This window comes from Natrialba taiwanensis DSM 12281 (assembly GCF_000337595.1).
Taxonomy (GTDB): Archaea; Halobacteriota; Halobacteria; order Halobacteriales; family Natrialbaceae; genus Natrialba; species Natrialba taiwanensis.
This window is the reverse complement of record NZ_AOIL01000069.1, coordinates 13,288-33,543: the sequence shown is the minus strand read 5'-3', so window position 1 is coordinate 33,543 and position 20,256 is coordinate 13,288. Positions and strand designations below refer to the sequence as shown.

The 20,256-nt window shown below is 63.4% G+C and carries 17 protein-coding genes; 13 read left to right on the top strand and 4 right to left on the bottom strand.

Annotation, left to right across the window (positions count from 1 at the left end):
* Positions 1-187 precede the first annotated feature (187 nt).
* The 4 genes from C484_RS20445 (at position 188) to C484_RS20430 (ending at position 5,894) form a co-directional block, all read left to right on the top strand.
* Entirely contained in the window at positions 188-2,014 is a 1,827-nt protein-coding gene (locus tag C484_RS20445; RefSeq protein ID WP_049915832.1) for an ABC transporter substrate-binding protein, read from the top strand.
* 4 nt (positions 2,015-2,018) lie between these two features.
* Positions 2,019-2,894, top strand: coding sequence for a phosphatase PAP2 family protein (locus C484_RS20440; RefSeq protein ID WP_006827771.1), 876 nt, complete (start codon positions 2,019-2,021; stop codon positions 2,892-2,894).
* 121 nt (positions 2,895-3,015) lie between these two features.
* Positions 3,016-5,025, top strand: coding sequence for an ABC transporter substrate-binding protein (locus tag C484_RS20435; RefSeq protein WP_049915830.1), 2,010 nt, complete (start codon positions 3,016-3,018; stop codon positions 5,023-5,025).
* Entirely contained in the window at positions 5,025-5,894 is an 870-nt protein-coding gene (locus C484_RS20430; RefSeq protein WP_006827769.1) for a phosphatase PAP2 family protein, read from the top strand. Before C484_RS20435 ends, C484_RS20430 begins: the two co-directional genes overlap by 1 nt.
* 180 nt (positions 5,895-6,074) lie before the next feature.
* On the opposite strand, the gene C484_RS23810 is transcribed toward C484_RS20430, so the two are convergent.
* Positions 6,075-6,518: a hypothetical protein gene (locus C484_RS23810; RefSeq protein ID WP_006827768.1), complete on the bottom strand. Its 444-nt coding sequence runs from the start codon at positions 6,516-6,518 to the stop codon at positions 6,075-6,077.
* A 149-nt stretch (positions 6,519-6,667) separates the two neighbouring features.
* Here C484_RS23810 and C484_RS20420 point away from each other — a divergent pair, with 149 nt between their 5' ends.
* From C484_RS20420 to C484_RS20410, 3 genes are all read left to right on the top strand, one after another.
* On the top strand, positions 6,668-7,156 hold the full coding sequence (locus C484_RS20420) for an MOSC domain-containing protein (RefSeq protein WP_006827767.1): 489 nt from the start codon (positions 6,668-6,670) through the stop codon (positions 7,154-7,156).
* A 118-nt stretch (positions 7,157-7,274) separates the two neighbouring features.
* A complete protein-coding gene (locus C484_RS20415) occupies positions 7,275-8,072 on the top strand; it encodes a YqcI/YcgG family protein (RefSeq protein WP_049915828.1) in 798 nt (265 codons plus the stop codon).
* Complete coding sequence (locus tag C484_RS20410) at positions 8,069-8,638, top strand: cysteine hydrolase family protein (protein ID WP_006827764.1); 570 nt, start codon at positions 8,069-8,071, stop codon at positions 8,636-8,638. The genes C484_RS20415 and C484_RS20410 overlap by 4 nt, the downstream gene beginning before the upstream one ends.
* 83 nt (positions 8,639-8,721) lie before the next feature.
* Here the strand turns inward: C484_RS20410 and C484_RS20405 are convergent, their stop codons facing one another.
* The gene (locus C484_RS20405; RefSeq protein WP_006827763.1) at positions 8,722-9,486 is read right to left on the bottom strand and encodes a DUF2797 domain-containing protein; all 765 of its coding nucleotides are present in this window, start codon (positions 9,484-9,486) and stop codon (positions 8,722-8,724) included.
* Positions 9,487-9,836: 350 nt separating this feature from the next.
* Here C484_RS20405 and C484_RS20400 point away from each other — a divergent pair, with 350 nt between their 5' ends.
* The 4 genes from C484_RS20400 (at position 9,837) to C484_RS20385 (ending at position 14,589) form a co-directional block, all read left to right on the top strand.
* A complete protein-coding gene (locus tag C484_RS20400; RefSeq protein WP_006827762.1) occupies positions 9,837-11,915 on the top strand; it encodes an alkaline phosphatase D family protein in 2,079 nt (692 codons plus the stop codon).
* An 88-nt stretch (positions 11,916-12,003) separates the two neighbouring features.
* A complete protein-coding gene (locus tag C484_RS20395) occupies positions 12,004-12,354 on the top strand; it encodes a BsuPI-related putative proteinase inhibitor (RefSeq protein ID WP_006827761.1) in 351 nt (116 codons plus the stop codon).
* Between the two features lie 160 nt (positions 12,355-12,514).
* A complete protein-coding gene (locus C484_RS20390) occupies positions 12,515-13,420 on the top strand; it encodes a CbiX/SirB N-terminal domain-containing protein (RefSeq protein WP_006827760.1) in 906 nt (301 codons plus the stop codon).
* A gap of 2 nt (positions 13,421-13,422) precedes the next feature.
* Entirely contained in the window at positions 13,423-14,589 is a 1,167-nt protein-coding gene (locus tag C484_RS20385; protein WP_006827759.1) for a DR2241 family protein, read from the top strand.
* Between the two features lie 21 nt (positions 14,590-14,610).
* Here C484_RS20385 and C484_RS20380 read toward each other — a convergent pair whose 3' ends face one another.
* Both C484_RS20380 and C484_RS20375 read right to left on the bottom strand, forming a co-directional pair.
* Entirely contained in the window at positions 14,611-15,351 is a 741-nt protein-coding gene (locus C484_RS20380; protein ID WP_006827758.1) for a DUF7524 family protein, read from the bottom strand.
* A 64-nt stretch (positions 15,352-15,415) separates the two neighbouring features.
* Entirely contained in the window at positions 15,416-15,631 is a 216-nt protein-coding gene (locus C484_RS20375) for a methytransferase partner Trm112 (RefSeq protein ID WP_006827757.1), read from the bottom strand.
* Between the two features lie 155 nt (positions 15,632-15,786).
* On the opposite strand from C484_RS20375, the gene C484_RS20370 reads away from it, so the two are divergent.
* A complete protein-coding gene (locus tag C484_RS20370) occupies positions 15,787-17,877 on the top strand; it encodes an ATP-binding protein (protein WP_006827756.1) in 2,091 nt (696 codons plus the stop codon).
* On the top strand, positions 17,874-20,252 hold the full coding sequence (locus C484_RS20365; RefSeq protein WP_006827755.1) for a hypothetical protein: 2,379 nt from the start codon (positions 17,874-17,876) through the stop codon (positions 20,250-20,252). The genes C484_RS20370 and C484_RS20365 overlap by 4 nt, the downstream gene beginning before the upstream one ends.
* Positions 20,253-20,256 lie beyond the last annotated feature (4 nt).

The window sequence follows — 20,256 nt, the reverse complement described above, 5'->3', positions numbered from 1 at the left end:
CCCAATCCCTCCCTCCACGTTCGACGATTGGCTCTCCCGCGCTCGACTCGCCGGTCCGACTCTCCGGGCCCGGGCGCTCGATGAGACGTGACGCGCGAGCACACACAGTGTCCACAGATTCTTTACAATCGAAACCGATGTCTAACCGACTGTTAGCCGACAACCGACCGAGGTGCACCGAATCGATATGAACTCGCCACCAGATGAGTCCGACGAGTCTACCAAGGGGATTAGTCGACGGGCGATGCTGGCTGCCGGCGCGACTGGCCTCTCGATCGGAGCGAGCGGCTGTATCAACCGCGTTCAGAGCGTCGTCGACCCGAATAGTTCCACTGGGATGTCCGTCTCCATTCTCACACTGCCCGGTGCGGATGGGGACAGAGAAGGGGCCCAGATCGCACGCCATCTCGAGGAGAATCTTCGCTCCGTCGGCGTCAACGCAACGATCAACACACGATCGCGATCTGAACTCCTCGAGACGGTCCTGCTCGACCAGGACTTCGATATCTACGTCGGGCGTCACCCGGCCGACTTCAATCCCGACTTTTTCTACGAGGCGTTACACTCGACATACGCGTACGAAAGCGGCTGGCAGAATCCGTTTAAGTTTATGGACCCCTCCTTCGATAGCGAGGTTCGATTTACGGACCCCTCCTTCGATGGTGCCCTCGAGCGACAACGCACAGTCGAGGGAGCCGAGCGCGAGGACGCTATCGCCGAACTGCTCTGGCGGTTCGCCCTCGAACAACCGTTCATTCCGGTCTGTATCCCGAACGAGTATCGGCTCGTCCAAACGGATCGCTTTAGCGGATGGGAAGATGGGCATCTCGCAACCCGGCTCGGTTATCTCGGACTCGAACCGGCGGCGGATGTCGAGCAGCTACACGCGCTGATCACCGACGCTCGGCCGACGCGAAACCTCAATCCCCTCTCTGCGACGGCCCGAGAACGAGGGACCGTCACCGACTTGCTGTACGACTCGCTTGCGACCTACGAAGAGACGGACGACGACAGCGAGAGCAACCTGAGACCGTGGCTCGCAGCCGACTGGGAGTGGGACGGGTCGACCGCGACGATCGAGTTGCGCGAAGGCTGTACGTTCCACAACGGCGATCCGCTGACGGCCCAGGATGTCGAGTTCACCTATCAGTTCCTCGCGGACACGACGCTCGGTCGCGCGCCAGAGGCCTCGCCGGCACCGCGCTATCGCGGCCAGGTCGCGGCGGTCGACTCGATCGCCGTTGAGGACGACTACCACCTGACGATTTCGGCCTCGACCAGTCCCGAAGTTGGCGAGCGTGCGTTTACGGTGCCGATTCTGCCACGGCGCATCTGGTCGGAACGCGTCGATACGCGTGTGACCGGAAACGACGAGTTCTCACCGCCGCAAGGGACCTGGTCGCTCGTCACGGCCAATAATATTCCGCCGGTCGGAAGCGGCCCCTTCCAGTTCGCCGACCGAAGCCAGGGCGAGTTCTTGCTCCTCGAACGCTTCGAGGACCACTTTTCGGTGGGTACAGACGGCGTTCCGGAACCGACTGTCCCCGAACTCCGTCTCGAGGTCGATCCCGGGACGGCCTCCTCTATCGATCGGATCACAAGCGGCGGGGCGGACATGACGACGGCCCGCCTCGAGACCTACGCTCTCGGTGGAATTTCGGATGATGCCCCGGTTGAGCGGGTCGAGGATACGTCCTGGACGTTCTACCATATCGGCTTTAACACCCTCAAAGAGCCGTTTAGCAACCCACGCTTTCGCCGTGCCGTCGCCAGACTGGTCGACAAGGGGTGGATCACCGAAACGGTCTTCAACGGCCACGCCCGACCTGTCGCCGCGCCCGTCGCCGAGAAATGGACTCCCGACAGTGACTCCGAGGTTGACTCCCTCGTCTGGGAGGACAAAGACCCCGTCACCCCGTTCCTCGGAACCGACGGCGAACTCGATGTCAAGGCCGCCCGATCACTGTTTGCCGAAGATTACGAGTACGACGACAACGGAAACCTGCTGAGGTAACACAATGCTTACGCAGCTTCTGTTGCAGGTTGCCGTCGCTGTTTCGATCCTCCTTTCAGTCGCACTCGCGGGCGTCGTTGGCCGGGATCGCCTCTCACTGCTCCGCGAGGAGTGGAAGTCTCGCCTTCGTACCAGCGCACCTGCAATCGCCTTGCTCCTTGCAATCTTGTTGCTCAATCGAATCATGCGACAGCAGGGACGCAGTCTCTCTCAGGAATACGGCGTCCACATGACCGAGGTGTTTTACACCATCGAGGGCGAGTTCGTCTTGCTCTTTCAGGCGATCGCCTCGCCCGAAGCGAACGCATACTTCTCGATCAGCTACGTCTACGGCTATGTCTTTTTGCTCATCTTTCCCGTCGTTGCGTACGCGGCACTGCCGAAGACGATCGACTTTCGGCGGCTCCTGATCGCCTACTCGCTCAACTATGCGATCGGTCTCGTCTTCTACATCCTGTTTATCGCCTACGGCCCGCGAAACGTGTTTGTCGAAGAGCTCACCCAGACAATGCTGTACGACAACAACCCTCAAGTCCAGTATCTCACCACCGAAGTCAACCGAAATACGAACGTCTTTCCCTCGCTTCACACGTCCCTTTCAGCAACCGTCGCCACGTTCGCCTACCAAACCCGCTCGACGTATCCTCGATGGTTCCCCATCGCTGTCTGTCTCAGTATCAGCATCATGGTCTCGACGATGTATCTGGGCATTCACTGGGGCATCGACGTGCTCGCCGGACTCGCGCTCGCCGGGTTCTGTGTTTCCCTCTCGACCTATCTCGTCGATCGGTGGTCGCTCACAGCGATCCTCAAACAGGTCCGCGAGCGAGTTCACGAGTACCGTGATACCGTGACGACGCCATCGCAGAAGAACTCGTGAGACAGCGATCGGATACCGTTTCGTCCGTCGGCCGTTCTGAACCGCCACGGATTCCGACAGTGGAACAGCGGACAGCGCAATACTGTTATATCGTCCCCGGCGAACTGTGGCAACGGACGATATGAGTGATTCTCCACCGTCCTCCAGTCCGGACCGCCGTCGTACCCCGTCCGCAGGTCGCGATAGCGGCGGTCTCAGCCGTCGAGCAATGCTCGCCGCGTCGGTCGGTCTTTCCGTATCGACCAGTGGCTGTCTCCAACATGTCCGCAGTATCGTCAATCGAAACGAGGTCGAACAGCTCTCGCTGACGATCACGACGCTTTCCGCCGACGGGGACAGAGAGAGTATCCAGCTCGCACAAGATATCAGCGCGACGCTGGAAACTGCCGGAATCGACATCGAGATCGATATGCAGTCACGGGAGGCGTTTCGCCGCAGTGTCTTGATTAACCACGACTTCGATATCTACGTCGGTCGCCACCCCGGCGATATCCGCCCGGACTTTCTCTACGAAACCCTCCACTCGAAATTCGCCGACGAATCGGGCTGGCAGAATCCATTTGGCTTTACGAATCTCACGTTCGATACGTATCTCGATCGCCAACAGCGCGCCGGCGGTGAGGAGCGCGAACAGGCTGTCAGCCAGACCCTCGAAGCACTCGCGCTTGAACAACCGTTCGTCCCCATTTGCGTTCCACACGAGTTCAGACTCGCTCGAACCGATCGGTTCGACGGCTGGGAGCAAGGCCATCTCGCAACCCGCATGGGGTATCTCGGACTCGATCCGCCGACGACGGAGGAGGCCGTGCTTCGGGCGGTCCATACGGATTCCCGGCCGTCGCAGAATCTCAACCCGCTCGCAGTTGAGTTTCGAAATCGAGGACTGATCACGGGATTGCTGTACGATTCGCTTGCGGTACCGAGATGGAGCGAGGGTGGGGCGGATGCTGGAGGAAGCGACGAGGAGACGGACGGTATCGAGGAAGACGACGATCGGACGTACACCTCGTGGCTCGGGACCGATTGGACGTGGAACGGGAACGGGAACGAGAACGAGAACGAAAACGAAACGGGGGACGAACGTACCGAGAACGGTAGCAGCACCGATACCGATACTGATCCCGATATCGAACTCAATCCCGATGCTGATCTCGAGCCCACTGGCACACTGACCGTCACGCTCCGAGAGGACTGTCAGTTCCACGACGGCCACGAACTCACTGCCGACGATGTTGCCTTTACTATCGACTTTCTGTCCGATACGACACGGGACGACAGCGAGTTCCCCGCGCCGTCGCCACGCTATCGCGGTCACGTCGATCCGATCGCGGACGTGGTCAAGCAGGGCACATACGAACTCGAGTTCACCTGTACGGCGAGCGAACCGGTCGCCAAACGCATCCTCGAGATCCCGATTTTGCCCGCGCACATCTGGGACGAGCGGACCGAGACGGCGAGTATCCCCGCTATCACCGTCGCAGACGGAACGACGGAAGCCCTCATCACCGATAATCTGCCGCCGATCGGAAGCGGTCCCTTCCAGTTCGAAAACCGGACCGAACGCGAGTTCGTCACGCTAGAGCGCTTCGACGAGCACTTTACGCGACGCGAGTCAGTCGCACTTCCCGAGCCCAGCGCCGAGACGCTCCGGATACGGATCGATCCGCGGAGTACGTCCGCGATCGAACTCGTCGAGACCGACGATGCGGACGTGACGAGTCTCGCCCTCGAATCCTACGTCGTCGACGACGTGCTCGCGGCCGAAAGTGAACGCGAGCAAACCAGCGACGCGGATCCGCTCGAAGTGATCGAGTCGTCCACGGGATCGTTCTACCACCTCGGTTTCAACGCGCGGACAGCACCGTTTTCCAATCCGCGGTTCAGACGGGTGATTGCCCGGTTGATCGACAAAGAACAGTTAGTCTCGGACGTCTTCTACGGTCACGCACGGCCGATCGCGGCACCCGTCACCCGGGAGTGGACACCCGACTCGTTGGCGTGGACGGGAACCGATCCCGAGACGCCGTTCCTCGGGACCGACGGTGAACTCGATGTCGAGGCAGCACGAGCGGCGTTCGAGGAGGCCGGATTTCGGTACGACGACGAGGGGCGGCTTCGGGTGAGATACTGATGCTCACACAGGTTCTCGTCCAGTTGGTCGTCGTCGTCACGCTCATGATCGCCGTCTCCGTGGCACTCTTCGTCGGCCGCCGCCGACTGCAAGTGACGTGCACGGAGTGGCGAACCCGGCTTCGCGCTACGGCACCCGTGCTGGCCGTCCTCACCGTCGTCTTGCTGTTCAACAGTATCGCCAGACAGATCGTTCCCGACCTCTCGTGGATGATCGGCTGGAACCTCACCTGGGCCATCTATGACATCGAGGGCCAGTTCATCCTCTGGCTACAGTCCTTCGAGACGCCGGCCGTGACGGCCTACTTCTCCTTTATCTACATCTACGGCTACGTCTTCGCGCTCACCTTTCCGGTCGTCGCCTACTTCGCCCTCGCTGATACGCGCCCGCTTCGCGAACTGTTGGCCGCCTACACGCTCAATTACACCCTCGGACTCGTCCTCTACGTCTTCGTCATCGCCTTCGGACCGCGGAACATGATGCCTGAACTCGTCGAGGCACTGCTGTACGATACGTATCCCCAGTATCAACACCTCACGCGACAGGTCAACCGAAACACGAACGTCTTCCCCTCGTTGCACGCCTCCCTCGCGACGACCGTCACGCTCCTCGCCTACCGAACTCGAGACCGGTATCCGACGTGGTTTTACGTCACTCTCGGATTGGGAACTTCGATAGCGCTCTCGACAATGTATCTGGGCATCCACTGGGCGATCGACGTGCTCGCGGGCCTCGGACTCGCCTACATCAGCGTCAGTCTCGCCCGCGTACTCGTCGACCGCTGGTCCGTCTCCGCCTGGATCGCCTCGATTCGGGGTCGGGACGCGGACGACGATCGCGAGATGGATTCGAGTTCAGATCACACCTGATCGGTGTCGTCGCTGACGGTCGAGGGTATGCCGATGTCGGGTTAGCATTCGAGACCTATGCGACGAGCGAGGAGACGCGTAGAAACAGTACACACTGGCTGTGAAAACTGAACTCTGAACTCGAGTATAGCGTCTCGAGGGATGTCGCGTACCGAACCGTATTCCGGAAACCGCGAGCGATCAGTTGTCTTCGAGCGCGTCCGCGATCCGCTTGAGCGCGCGCGTCTGGTCGCGCATTTCGTCGCGGAGTTGGCGAACCTCGCGGACAAGTTCTTCGTTGCCGACTTCGTCGCTGCCGCCGGGACCGCCGGGTCCGCCGCCCATGCCGCCGGGACCGCCGGGGCCGCCGCCCATCATGCCGCCCATCATCTGTGCGAACGGGTTCCCGCCGCCGCCCATGCCGCCGGGTCCGCCGCCGCCACCGCCGAACGGGCTCTCCGGGGGCTCGCCCTCGCCTTCACCCTCTTCGGCGCGCTTTTCGCGGATTTCCTCGACTCGTTCGCGGAAGGACTTTTCTTCGCCGTCGTTTGCGTCGGCGTCACCGTTGTCGTCGACAGCGGTATCGGGTTCGTTTTCGTCCGTCATACCCTCGGATTCTGGACCGCCGGGGAAAAGGATTGTCATGTTTTCGGGGCTGCTGACGTGTTTCGGGGCTGCGAGGGCGAGAGTGAGAGTGGGAGTGGGAGCGGGAACCCAGACTGCACGCCGGAACCGAACACAGCCGTCGCGAGGAATCTGAACCACCTATCTCGGTGCCGCCTCAGACGTACCGTATGGCTGGGCGCATCCACGCGATTCATATCGCGCCCGAACGGGGCGCGCCGATGGAGCGAGTCGACCGCAGTATGGCCGTCGCCGGCCGCGGACTCGAGGGCGACCGTTACTACCGCGCCGAGGGGACCTTCGACGCCCGCGAGGGCAGCGACCTCACGCTCATCGAACGCGAAACGCTCGCAGCCGTCGAACGCAAGTACGACATCGAACTCGAACCCGGCGTTCACCGGCGGAACGTGACGACGACAGGAGTGCCGTTAAATCACCTGGTCGGCAGCCGATTCCGTGTCGGCGATGCCATCTGTGAAGGGACTGAACTCTGCGAGCCGTGTTCGTACCTCAAGTGCCACATCGACGAAGCGGGAATCCGCGAGGCGTTGGTCCACCATGGCGGCCTTCGAGCGCGGATTCTGGAGGGCGCACCGATCACCGAAAACGATCGGATCGAGCATTCGACTCGCAAACCTCAGGATGACTGTGACAAATAACCACGTTTCGAATAGGTAGGCGAACATAGTCGGACTAGCTCGGCACATCTTCCGGAACCAGTACAGTTTTCGCGGATCACTACCGAACATCCGACACACCCACCGAGTGGATCGACTCGTGAACGAGCCAGGAATACAATCGCTGCTAGATCAGGACACACTCGACCGGCGAGTGCGGGCCGGAAAGACGCCACAATGGGTCGCCGATCACTGGGAGACGTTCCAGTCCGGGCTGCTCGGCGAGCGAAACGATTCACCGTTCCCCTGTTTCTTCGGTGCCGAATCCGTCGGCAACGGGGAACCGCTGTACACGACGGTACCGTCGATGAGCGACGCCGACGCGCTGTTGACGCTTCGCGATCGCATCCTCGAATACCTCGACGTGTATCGGGATCATGCCGACCGCGCCTCGCTCGTCACCTTCTTCAAACCGCCCGCGGACCCGCTCTCAGAGCAAGCATACCACGACGCACTCTGGCATATCCTCCAGACGCTTCACCTCCACGATCCCCACCCCTGGCCCGAAGACATCCCCACTGACACCGATGACCAATACTGGGAGTTCTGTCTCGGCGGCGAACCGATGTTTCCGACCTGCCGCGCCCCGTTCTACGACACGCGCAAGAGCCGCTACTGTCCGGTCGGGCTCGAGATCACGTTCCAGCCGCGCGCACTCTTTGAGGGGTTGAACGTGACTGCCGACGACGAAGCCGGACAGCGTGCGCGCGACATCATCCAGAATCGGCTCGAAGACTACGACGGCGTCTGCCCGCACGCCGATCTCGGCGACTGGGGCGTCGACGGCGACCGGGAGTGGCCCCAGTACATGCTCTCCGCCGACGACGACCAGGCACCCTCGGAGTGTCCGATGACGGTGACCCGAGACCATCCCAAGCCGGCCGCGAGATTACCATGACAGAGGATCCTGATCCCGCCATCCCCGACGACGCCGCGTTGCTCCTGATCGACTTCCAACGGGGGTTCGACGACCCGTCGTGGGGCTCGCGGAACAATCCCGACGCCGAGGACCGCGCCGCCGACCTGCTCGCACACTGGCGCGAGACCGACCGGCCCGTCGTCCACGTCCGCCACGACTCGACCGAAGCGGCGTCACCGCTTCGCAGCGACCAGCCAGGGTTCGCGTTCAAACCCGAGACGGAACCGCGCGCGGACGAGCAGACGTTCGTCAAATCGGTCAACGGCGCGTTCGTCGACACCGAACTCGAAGCGTGGTTACGCGACCGTGAACTCGAGACGCTCGTTGTCGCCGGCCTGACCACGGACCATTGCGTCTCGACGACGACGCGGATGGCCGAGAACCGCGGGTTCGACGTGCGTCTCGTTGCCGATGCGACCGCCACCTTCGAGCGGACGTTCGACAGCGACACGTTCGACGCGGAGACGATTCACCGAACTGCCCTGGCACAGCTCAAAGACGAGTTCGCAACAGTCGTCCGGACGGCGTCGATCGTGTCCGAGTGAGTCGGTGAGCCGGCGTTTCGGGATCGATACCGTTTCGCGTTGCGGGCCAGTTCTCCATGGATCGGCTATCGTCGGCCGCCGTCTTACCCGAAGGAGCCGAGCGACGACTGCAGATTTCGCTCCGACTTGCCCTCGGTGAACTCGTAGCCGACGAGATCCCGCATATCCACGGCGTAGCTCGTCCCGCCGTTGTCGAGAACGAGCAGTCGCCCCTTCACGCCGACGACCGTTCCCCTCGCCATCGTCTCCTGAACCGGGCGAGCGTCGAGTTCACCGTCGGCTGCCAGTCCGTAGTCGAACGCGAACCGATCGATGACGTCGAACGGCTCGAGAACGGCCTCCCAGGCGTTCGCGTCAACCTCGGCTGCGAGTGCGTCGACCTTCGGGCCGGTTCGCACGCGGTCGACGAGTCGAGTCGCGATCTTCGCCTCGATCTCGCGGGCGATCTTTCCGTTGGGGACGGTGTGGACGTGGGCCGCGCGGTCGGCCCCCTGCTCGCGGAGACGGGTCTCGAGTCGCCAGTGGCGGGTGACCCCGACCTTGAACGTGTCGGGGGCGAACGCGGCGATGTAGACGGCGTGGGACTCGTAACAGTCCATTTCGTCCTTCAGACAGGTGCCCGTACAGCGGGCACAGACCCAGGTGCTCGTGTGGAACTCGCAGTAGGGTGCTGACGGGCGGTCGCAGGCGATGTGCTGGCCGTCGTCGATGGTGCCGGCGCAGTGGCGCTTGCCGAGCGCGTAGGCGAGTTCGTCCCCGGGCTCGAGTTCGCGGCGCTCGACCGCGTCGCCATCGGCGAGCAGGAGCGCGGAACCCCGGCCGCTGGGTTCGTAGCCGACCAGTTGCACGCGTGCGCGTTCGCAGCGCGAACGGATAGGCATAGCGTTCCGGACGAATCAGTCGTCGAGTTGTTGTTTCGAGTCGAGCCAGTTGCGGCGGTTTGGGAGCGTACCGGCAGAAGTATAATGATTTTGCCAGAGGGAAGGATTCAGCGAATTGAAATCTGTTTAAGCTCCCTCCCCTTCATCATCGTCTCCGCTGACATCAGTACTCGAGCGGTTCTCTCGGGAACACTACCGAGCACTTCGGTCGGCTTCTCGGCGGAGTGAATGTCCCAATACACCTCATATCGAACATGTTTATATTTATATAAAATATATAAGTTATTGAGCGAGTTCGGTGCCGGATTTACTGCGACATGAGAGACACGCACGCAGCCACGGAGGACGCGGCGGCAGATGACCGACGGACGTTTCTGCGGGCGATCGGCGCGGCCGCGACGGTTCCCGCCCTCGTGGGGACCGCGGTCGGAGACGCGAGTTCGGAATCTGACGCGCCGGAGCCGATTCGCTCCAGCGATGAAATCGTGCCGATCACGCACGGGGTCGCCGTCGGTGACGTGACGGCGACGACGGCGGTCGTCTGGGCGCGCGCCGAGCGCGAGGCGACGATCCACGTCGCGTACGCGCCGATCGAATCGGCCGACAACGCCGGCTACGAGCGAGTCGGCGTCGACGGGGAGACCGACTACACCGGTCGCGTCCGCCTGACCGAACTCGCGTCCGGGACGGAGTACCGGTACTTCGTCTGGGCGATGCCCGCCGCGGCCGGGCCGATGTCGAAACGGCCGCTCGACATCGACGAACTGACGGCCGACGCGATGCCCGACGCGATCGAACACGGAACGTTCCTCACGGCACCGTCGGCGACCGAGGAACGATCCGTCACCTTCGCCTGGAGCGGCGACACGTGGGGCTACGGCGACGACCCGATCGACCCGCCGTTCCCCGGCCTGCGATCCATCGCGGAACGCGAGCCGGACTTCTTCCTCTATCACGGGGACACCATCTACGCCGACGCGCAGACGCCGGCCGGGAAGATTACGGAGAACACGCCGCTCGACGAGGCGCTCGAAATCTATCGGGACAAGTACAAGGAGATGCGAGACCCACCGGCGAGCGTCGCCGAGCGGACGAACCTCCGCGAACTCTTGGAGTCCACGTCGGTCTACACCGTCTGGGACGACCACGAGGTCATCAACAACTTCGCCGGGCCGATCGAACCGCTGATGCCCGAGGGGCGGCGCGCGTTCCGCGAATACTGGCCGCTCGATCGTGACGAGGACGCCGCACCCGGCGACTCTAACCGGTTCTACGACTCGTTCCGCTGGGGGAAACACGTCGAACTGTTCCTCATCGACACCCGCCAGTACCGCGATCCGAACGTCGAATTCGACTCGAAGACGCTGCTCGGGCGCGAGCAACGCGAGTGGCTGAAGGACGCGCTCACCGACTCCGATGCGACCTGGAAGGTACTCGCTTCGCCGGCCCCGCTCGGGTACCCGTCGGACTCGTGGGCCACGCCGGCGGATCGAACCGGCTACGAGACGGAGCTCCTCGATCTCGTCGAACACGTCCAGACGGAGGAGATCGCGAACTTGGTCGTCGTCGCCGGCGACGTTCACAAGTCCGTCGTCGGCGCGTTCGACCCGGACGACGACGGCGAGTTCGAGTTCGTCGAGGCGGTCGCCGGGCCGCTGGGCGCGCCAAGCGGTCCTGCGGACGAACAGTACGCGCCGTTGAACCCGACGACGTTCTTCGCCAAGGGCGAGTACGCGAATTTCGGGACCGTCGAAGTGGCCGAATCCGGAGAGGCGATCACGATCGGCATCTACGACGAGTTCGGCGACGAGCAGTTCACGAAGGAGGTGCAGGCGACCGATATCGATCCCGGGCCGACGCCGACCGACAGTATCGAGAGTTCGTTCGACGACGGGACCGACGGCTGGCTCGTCTCGCAGAACGGCGGCAGCGACCAGCCGGCGTACTACGAAACGGGCGGCAATCCGGGCGGCCACATCGGCGACGAGGAGAACCAGGGCGGTATCGCCTGGTACTACCAGGCGCCGTTCTCGTACCTCGGCGACCGCGAGTCGTTCTACGGCGGGACGCTCTCGTTCGACCTGCGACAGGAACAGCCCGATCAGCAGTTCGACGCCGAACCGATCGAGGGCGGGGACGTGTTGCTCGCCGGCGACGGCACGCAACTCGTCTACGAGTTCCGCGATCCTGAGCGGGTGCCGGGCGAAGAGTGGACCTCATTCGAGGTCCCAATGACGGCATCCGTGCCCTGGATCGACCTGACGAGTCAGGAGCCCCTGGCGACCGAAGAGCGGTTCCGCGACGTGCTCGCCGATCTGACCGTGCTCCGCATCCGCGGGGAGTATCGCTCGGGAGACGACGCGAGCTACCTGGATAACGTGGTCCTCTCGAAGTGACGCCGCACTAAGCGGCGGTCCCGTCCGCCCGTCGAGTACCGATGCCAGACGGACAACACCTATCACCAATGGTGACCAAGTGGGCCCAATGACACCATCGCTCACCGGGTCGCTCGAGGCGGCGACTCCCGACGCGGACGCCGGCGTCGAACTCACGTTTACCGTCCGAAACGAGGGCACCGACACGGTCACGCTCCAGTTCACCGACGCCTGCAAGGCGGATTTCGCCGTCGTAGACGAGGAGACGGGCTGGGAGGTCTGGCGCTTTACCGACGGGCGCATGTTCGCCCAGCTGCTCAGCGCAGATGAACTCGAGCCGGGCGAGGCGACGACCTACGAGGCCGAATGGGAGACTCCGAAGTCGGGCGAGTTCACCGTGGTCGCCGAATTGCGAGCGCGGGAGACGACGTGCGAGGCGCGGACGGCGCTGAGCGTGTGACGCCGTCGCGCCGCGCTGCCAGTCGGCTGTGGCGACATACTGACGAACTCGCAGCCGACGCAACGTTCGAGTACGCCGTCGCGCCGCGTTCCGGCCGGCTGTGGCGACGGCTGTCGCGAACAGCGAAGTCGATAAACCGTCCCTCTCCTAAGGGTTCGATATGCAAGCGCTGGTCATCGCGGCGCACGGATCGCACCTGAATCCGGATGCCTCGAACCCGACGTACGCCCACGCGGATACCGTCCGCGAAACGGGCGCGTTCGATGAGGTCCGCGAGGCGTTCTGGAAGGAGGAACCGCACTTTCGCGAGGTGATCCGCACGCTCGAGTCCGAGGAGGTGTTCGTCGTCCCGCTGTTCATCAGCGAGGGGTACTTCACCGAGCGGATCATCCCCCGCGAACTCCGCCTCGACGAGTTCGAGCCCGAGCAGTGGGAGTCCGACGGGACGAGCGCCTCGCAGGTGACGCTCGAAGCCGAGGACGTCGGGAAGACCGTCCACTACTGCGGGCCGGTCGGTACCCACGATGCGATGACGGACGTGATCGTCCAGCGCGCCGAGAGCGTCACCGGCGACCCATCGGTGGGCGAGGGAGTCGGCCTCGCGGTCGTCGGCCACGGCACCGAGCGCAACGAGAACTCGGCCAAGGCCGTCGAGTACCACGCCGACCGCATCCGCGAGCGCGGGCGCTTCGACGAGGTCGAGGCGCTGTTCATGGACGAGGAGCCGGAAGTCGACGACGTAACCGACTTCTTCGAGACCGAGGATATCGTCGTCGTCCCGCTGTTCGTCGCCGACGGCTACCACACTCAGGAGGACATCCCCGAGGACATGGGACTCACCGAGGATTACCGCCTCGGCTGGACCGTCCCCGCCGAGGTCGACGGCCACCGCATCTGGTACGCCGGTGCCGTCGGCACCGAGGGACTGATGGCGGACGTGATCCTCGAGCGCGCGGCCGACGCCGGTGCCGAACTCGGCGACGCGATCGAGCGCGTTCGACAGATCACGAGTTCGGCGACCGAATCGGAATCGAACTCCGAACGGACCTCGCAGGCGGGTGACTGACGATGGTCGCGCCGAGACACGTCGAAGAGTTGGTACAGCGCGTCACCGATGGTGGAGACGACAACGACATCGCGTTCGATGGACTCCGGATTACGTGCGACGAGTCGGCCGATGACGAGTTCACGTTCACCCTCGCGATCGACGGGGAGCGCGTCGGCCGAGCTGGGCTGGACGCGGACGGCCTTCGGGAGATCCTCGCCGGCGAGGCGGGCGAGGGAGACGAGACCGTCGACGCGTACGTCACGAACTGGCACTACTGGCAGGAACGAGTCGGCGGCGAGGGAACGGCCCGGCGGGCGTTCCTGCGGTGGTGTGAGGACGCGCCGCCGGACGACGACGAGACGGCCGATGGCGACCGGTCCGTTCCGGCTCGCTACGCCGCCTTACGCGACGGTATCGACCGTGAATGGGGGCAACTCTGTATCACTGCCCGATTCGTCGATGGCGACGAACCCGATGGCGAGCGCGCCTACGACCTCTGGCACGTCGACGACGCCGACGCAGACCTAGATGACCTCGAAATCTACGACGAACCGCGTGCAGCCCGCGAAATCGCGACCGACGACGAGGACGGTCGCTACCGGCCGCTCAAGACCGCGCCGACGCTCGAAACCGGCTGGGCGTTCACCGGCCTCTCCGGAACTGAACTCGTCGACGCCGTCGGCTTCTTCTACCCGGCGACGATCGCCAACTGGCACCGCGAGCAGGAGGGCACCCTCGATGTCGATCACTGGAGCGAGACCGCGTCCCGCCAGAGCGGCATCTACGAGGTCGTCTCCGAACTCCCGCGCGAGGCCGTCGACTGGATGGCCGAAGCCTGTTGCGTCGACTCCCAGTGTCTGCGCCGGCGCGAGTGGGAGTACGAAGAGGGCGACGACCTCGACCCCGACGGCGGCGACGGCCCCTTCCCGTGCCGGGAACCCTGTTCGCTCGTCATCGCCGCCGCGCGCAAGTGGGCGATCGCGGAGTCCGAAACGGAGCGCACGTACGAACTCGAGTTAACCCCGAGCGAGCGCAACCAGCTCGAAGAACTGATCGACGCGGTCGCAGACGATCGAACGGACGAGATCCGCGAAGCCGACGTCAACGACGGCGCGAATCGCTACCGTGCCCGGTATCTTCGAGCGAAGCGATTCGCCGACGGTGAACTCGAGATGCGAGAACAGTAGACCGATCGCGTAATCAGCGGACTACGTCACGAGCAAGAACAGCGCGACGATAACGCCGACGACAACGACGCCGACGCCGAACGTCGCCACCGGACCGCCGATACTCGCCGCCGTCGTCATGGCGAGAATCAGCGCGAGCGCACCGAGTGCGAGCACGGCGAACGTGGCCGGTTCGAGCCCGAGTTCAGCTCGGAGACGCGCAATCGATGAGCGGTCCGCGGTCGTGCTTGCGTTTGCGTCACCGGTGTCGGCTCGCGGTGAACTCGAAAGCGACTCGTCAATGTCGACATCCGGCGGAGTCGGTGAAATCGTAACGGTGATCGAGACTGATTCGGACCCGTAGCCGGTCAGGATCTCCAGGTTACCGCGGATCGGCTCCTGAAGCGAGTCGGCGCTAACGCTGATGGGGATAGGGGTTACGCTGTCCGCCTCGATGTAGTAGTTCGGGCTATCGAGCGTAGCGACGCGGGCGAGTGTGTCATCGAGTCGGCAGTGGACGTGTGCCGGTGCCGCGTGGCCGTGCAGTTCGAGGACGAACGAGTCGTTCGTCTCCAGAGCCGTCGTTTCGGCGGTGAGCGTCTCGGGTTGGTTGCGGTTGACGTGAACGTGGACGGGCGTCGGTACGGAACTCGACGGGGATGAGGGAGATGATTGTGGACGCGAGGAGTCGGCGGGCTGTGTCCGATCGGTATCACTACGGGTTGACGATGCAGCTGTCGGCGACTCGGACTCGCGGGCGGAAGTGGGGTCGGACTCAGTCACGAGACGATACAGGTAGTGGTATCGGGCCAGTTACAAGTAGTTACTGTCGATCGACTCGATTGTCTCAGGCCGGGGATTCCTCGCGCATGTCCGGCGGGAGCAGGTTCGGAATCCCGTCGTCGATGGGATAGCGCTCGCCGCAATCGGTACAGACGAGTTCACCGGAAACGACTTCGGCAGCGTCAGTATTGCCGTCAGTGTCCGCGTACGCCGTGTTTTCGAGCTCCAGTTCGTGCTTGTCGAGCGGACAGCGGAGGATATCAAGCAACGACTCTTTCATACTTCGTAGGCGTATCGCATACAGCAAAAGGCTTCGGGAACGGATGCACCGAAATGGGCAACCAGTGAACATATATACGACACTGTGTATCTCATTCCCAATGAGACAACGAGTTGCACAGCGCCGAACACTATCTAGCGGGGTGATCGTGGTCGATGGGGTCCGCTCATCTCGGTGATAGCGTTGCCCAGCTGGGCCGCCTCGCGACCGATCTCGAGGCCTGTGAGTCGGTCGCGGAAGTCTATACGCGCGCCGTCAGCGGCGTCGATCGCATTATCGAATTCGATGCTGCAAGTATCTGTACCGTCGAGGACGGCACGTTCGAACCGCAGGCGGCAAACACCACGGGATTGATCCCGGCCGAACCGCTCGCGGCCGACGCGGGTATCGCGGGGAAGACATACCGCACGGACAGGACGTACGTCGTCGACGATCTGACGACGGCTCCGGACGCCGCACCCACGAGCGACGCGTTTCGATCGGTGCTGTCGATTCCGCTCGAGTTCGGCGGCGTCGTCCAGTTTCACGCGACGGAGCCGGCCGCGTTCTCGGAGGCCGATCGCCACCTCGGCGAACTCTTCGTCGCGACGGTCACGAACGCCCGCAACCGGGTCACCTACCAGAGCGCGCTCGAGACCGAACGGGATCAGTTCGCGGCGCTGTTCGAGAACGTTCCCGACGCCGCCTTGCAGTATCGAATCGAAGACGGCACACAGCTGGTCGATGCTATCAACTCCGCGTTCATCCGCGTCTTCGGGTACGACGCCGCAGACGCTGTCGGCGAACCGCTTGCGGAACTCCTTCTCCCGGCGCGGATGACGGCGACTGAGGGGGCTGACACAATGGAAGGGACAGGGCCGGGAACAGGAACGGAACCGGAACCGGAACCGGAACCGGAACCGGAACCGAAACCGAAACCGGAATCGGCCGATACCGCTGGTGTGCCTGGGCAGGAACGGACACAGTCACGGGCACGGGCACAGACACAGATACAAACGCAAACACAGTCACACCCGACACACCTCGTCGAAACCGAACTCACCGAACGCGCCGACGTCGAGGTCGTCCGCGAAACCGCCGACGGGCCACGACCGTTCTTGCTTCGAAACATCCCCGTCGCAACCACCGACGGCACGACCCGCGGCTATCTGATCTACACCGACCTCACCGAACTCAAACTGCGCGAGCGCGAACTCCAGCGCAAGAACGAACGCCTCGACCAGTTCGCGAGTATCGTCAGCCACGACCTCCGAAACCCACTCGGCGTCGCCGACGGCTATCTCGAACTCGCACTCCAGAAGGCCCGGGAGAGCCAAACGGACGAGGCCGCTCCAACGGCTGAACTCGAGGAAATCCAGCGTGCACACGACCGCATGAAGCGGCTGATCGAGGACGTGCTGACGATGGCCCGCGGCAAGCGCGTTGAGGACCCACCGCCAGTCGATATCGACACGATCGCCACGACTGCCTGGAACAACGTCGACACCGACACGGCCTCGCTCGAGGCCACGAGCGACACCCAACTCGCAGCCGACCGCGGCCGCCTCCTCCAACTATTCGAGAATCTCTTTCGGAACGCAATCGAACACGCCGGCCCAACGGTCAGCGTGTGCATCGATTCCCTCCCGAACGGCTTCGTCGTCGAGGACGACGGCCCCGGCATTCCGCCTGGCGAACGCGAGTCGGTCCTCGAACCCGGCCAGTCCAGTACGGCCGACAACACCGGCCTCGGCCTCGCAATCGTCGCCCAGATCGCCGCGGAACACGGCTGGACTCTTGAGCTATCGTCGGCGGCGGATACCGCCGATACCGCGACTCCCGGCGCACGATTCGAGTTCAGCGAAGCGTCCAGTCCGCTCGAACGGCCGAGCGAACTCGACCGCGAACGCGGTTCCGGAGTGGCGTTTGGAAGCGAGTCGACTGCCGGTTTGGTCGATGGATTGGAAACGCGCTCTCGATTTGAACTCGAATCCGAACCCAACTCCGGGTCCGAGTCCGATCCTGAACCCAGGTCTGAACTCGAACCCGAATCTGACTCTGACTCTGAGTCTGATTCTGATCCTGAGGCGGACCCTGCACCCGACTCCACGACCGAGCCGGAGCTGGACAGCGGTACTCCTGCCCACCAATTGGAACCGACCGGCGAGGCCAGTGACGGGGACGGTAAGGGGGACAACGGCGGAGGCGGAGACGGAGACGAAACCGAGGACGAGCACACGAACGCGGCTGATGAGGACACACGATGAGCCGCTCCACAGGTACCGATCCCGTGACCGTTTCGATACGCGGGACAACGCTTCGAGCCAGTGATATCGCGGGAAACACCGTTTCGTTCGGTCTCGTCGGCTGGGATCGACTGGACGATCCCCACTCGTTCGACGAACCGATCGACGCCACGGCTGTCGGTCGCGTCTCCGAACTCCGATACGACCTGTTGAATATGGTCGATATCACGCGCCTGGACGAGGCCGGCGACCGACACGGCACCACCGGCGGTGACGGCAACGGCGACGCAGCCGCCGATCACAGCCCCGACTCGGCGTTCGAATCGGTTACGAAGCGGGACGATTCGTCGTTTCAGAACTCGCGGCTCTCCGTCGAGGCCGGAGACGAGGAGCTGACGCTCTCGGACGGCTCCTACGTCTGCCGGTTCGAATCGAATATCTTCGTCCGGCTCCGGTTCGATGGCCCGGCGACGCTTCGAAACCGCTCGCGCGGCCCGCTGACGATTTCGTTTCCCCACCCGACGCGCGTGACCGTGGGATTCAAGTCACCCGTCGATTACCCGCGCGACGAGCTGACGGTCGCTCCGACGCCCGACGGCGTCGCCACCGCACTCTCGCACCTCTCCGCCTCGATCGAGACGACGACCGTCGACCGCGTCCACCGCAACTATCGGGGCTACCCGCCGCTGCTCTCGGTTGACGCCGATGCTGACGAAACCCGCGTTCCCGACGCGGTTCGCGACGCGACGCCCAAGACCGATCTCGAACTCGTCGTGCCAAACGAGCTAGCGGCACTCTTTACGGTGGCACCGCTTGCGTACTATCTCAGTGCGCGCGTCCGAACGCCGGCCTGTACCGACCGAACCGCGACAGACGCACCTGTTCTTCGTTCTCCACAACACGGACTGCTCCACGAGTTCAGTGCCGGTCCCGCGTTCCCAACGGACGTTCGAGCGCTCCTGCGGCGGACGTTTTTCCTCGACCTGCTGGCGTCGTGGGTCGAGCCAACTGAACTGACGGTGGTCGAATCCGAGCAGCTTCGAAGCGCCGGGATCGAACTGACGGACTGTCCGGGGAAGCCGATCGCCGAGCGCGTCCGGACGTATCTGTCCTTTTCCGACGAGACGATCGAGGAGATTCTACCGCGATGGCCTTATCGGATGACCGTCGACCCGACGTTCGAGCACGTCAACGCGCTCCCGCATCTGCTCTATGACCTCGCTGCGATCGAGCCGCCATCGACACGGGAACGGGAACAGGATCGGTGTCGGGATCGGGATCGGAATCAGGTTCGGACTGACGAGACGGCAACCAGTGCGGACGAACTGGCTGTGCGGCGACGAATACACGGCGTGCTTGGATCGCGTTCGGTTGTGAAGACGAAGACGGGCAGTGAGACGGCGGAAACGGACGCGGCCAGAGCGGCGGCGACGGAGACGAACGTGCAGCCGAACGCGGACGCCACCGAGGCCCACCAACAGACCCGTTCCACGCCCGTCGCTGCCGCCCAGCGGACGACCTTTACAGCCACCCTCACAGCCTACGAAAACCGGCTCTCCGATCTCGAACACCAATCGGACGACCGCACCGTCGTCATCGTTTTCGCAACCGACCGCGTTCCAGAATCGGCACGAACCGCCGTCGTCGACACCTACACCCGCCGATCGGACGCCGTCTCGCCCCGCGTCGAACGCGTCGACGAACCGACGCGCGCTGAACTCGATGCCGTGTTCGAGACCGGAGCCGATTTCCTGCACTACATCGGCGAGTGCGACGAAACGGGGCGCGGACTGGCGTGTACCGACGGCGCGCTGCAGCCGGCCGATCTCTCCGGAAACGAGGTCGGGCTGTTCCAACTCGATGCGACGAACGCCACGACGGTCGCGACTGAACTCGTCGAGACGGGAAGCATCGCCGGTGTGGCGGGCTACAGCACGCCGGAAGCGCCGACCGAGGACAGCGGTGACGAGGAGGCTGCAATCTCGACGACGATCGGCGAACTGCTCCTGTACGGCCAGAGCCTCGCGACGGCACACACCTGTGCGACCGTCAGTTCCGGTGATGACGGTGATGGCGGCGGTAACGGCGGGATCGTCGTCGGAGATGGAACGCACCGATTCGTCGCGAAGTGGCGTCCCTCGGAAATTCAATCCCTGCACACGTCTGATGACGGCACTATTAAAGGAGTCTCCGTCCCGTTCCCGGTTGATCCGGTCGGCGCCCACTGGCGAGGAAACCGGCCGGAACGAAAGCGCTTGATTCCGGCGACGATCACACACGAAATCGAACCGGACGGTCTCAACGAGTACATCTCGAACACGATCCGTCCGATATACTACGACGGACAGTTCTACTGGCCGGAAGAGCAAAAGCAGTTGCTGTACCCGATCTCGTAGCCGT

Excerpts from the sequence above, each read along its gene's own strand:
- C484_RS20430 (WP_006827769.1), top strand. The coding sequence starts at position 5,025 with ATGCTCACACAGGTTCTCGTCCAGTTGGTCGTCGTCGTCACGCTCATG.
- C484_RS20395 (WP_006827761.1), top strand. The coding sequence starts at position 12,004 with ATGACACCATCGCTCACCGGGTCGCTCGAGGCGGCGACTCCCGACGCG.
- C484_RS20440 (WP_006827771.1), top strand. The coding sequence starts at position 2,019 with ATGCTTACGCAGCTTCTGTTGCAGGTTGCCGTCGCTGTTTCGATCCTC.
- C484_RS20385 (WP_006827759.1), top strand. The coding sequence starts at position 13,423 with ATGGTCGCGCCGAGACACGTCGAAGAGTTGGTACAGCGCGTCACCGAT.
- C484_RS20435 (WP_049915830.1), top strand. The coding sequence starts at position 3,016 with ATGAGTGATTCTCCACCGTCCTCCAGTCCGGACCGCCGTCGTACCCCG.
- C484_RS20365 (WP_006827755.1), top strand. The coding sequence starts at position 17,874 with ATGAGCCGCTCCACAGGTACCGATCCCGTGACCGTTTCGATACGCGGG.
- C484_RS20420 (WP_006827767.1), top strand. The coding sequence starts at position 6,668 with ATGGCTGGGCGCATCCACGCGATTCATATCGCGCCCGAACGGGGCGCG.
- C484_RS20370 (WP_006827756.1), top strand. The coding sequence starts at position 15,787 with ATGGGGTCCGCTCATCTCGGTGATAGCGTTGCCCAGCTGGGCCGCCTC.
- C484_RS20400 (WP_006827762.1), top strand. The coding sequence starts at position 9,837 with ATGAGAGACACGCACGCAGCCACGGAGGACGCGGCGGCAGATGACCGA.
- C484_RS20375 (WP_006827757.1), bottom strand. The coding sequence starts at position 15,631 with ATGAAAGAGTCGTTGCTTGATATCCTCCGCTGTCCGCTCGACAAGCAC.
- C484_RS20410 (WP_006827764.1), top strand. The coding sequence starts at position 8,069 with ATGACAGAGGATCCTGATCCCGCCATCCCCGACGACGCCGCGTTGCTC.
- C484_RS20445 (WP_049915832.1), top strand. The coding sequence starts at position 188 with ATGAACTCGCCACCAGATGAGTCCGACGAGTCTACCAAGGGGATTAGT.
- C484_RS20390 (WP_006827760.1), top strand. The coding sequence starts at position 12,515 with ATGCAAGCGCTGGTCATCGCGGCGCACGGATCGCACCTGAATCCGGAT.
- C484_RS23810 (WP_006827768.1), bottom strand. The coding sequence starts at position 6,518 with ATGACAATCCTTTTCCCCGGCGGTCCAGAATCCGAGGGTATGACGGAC.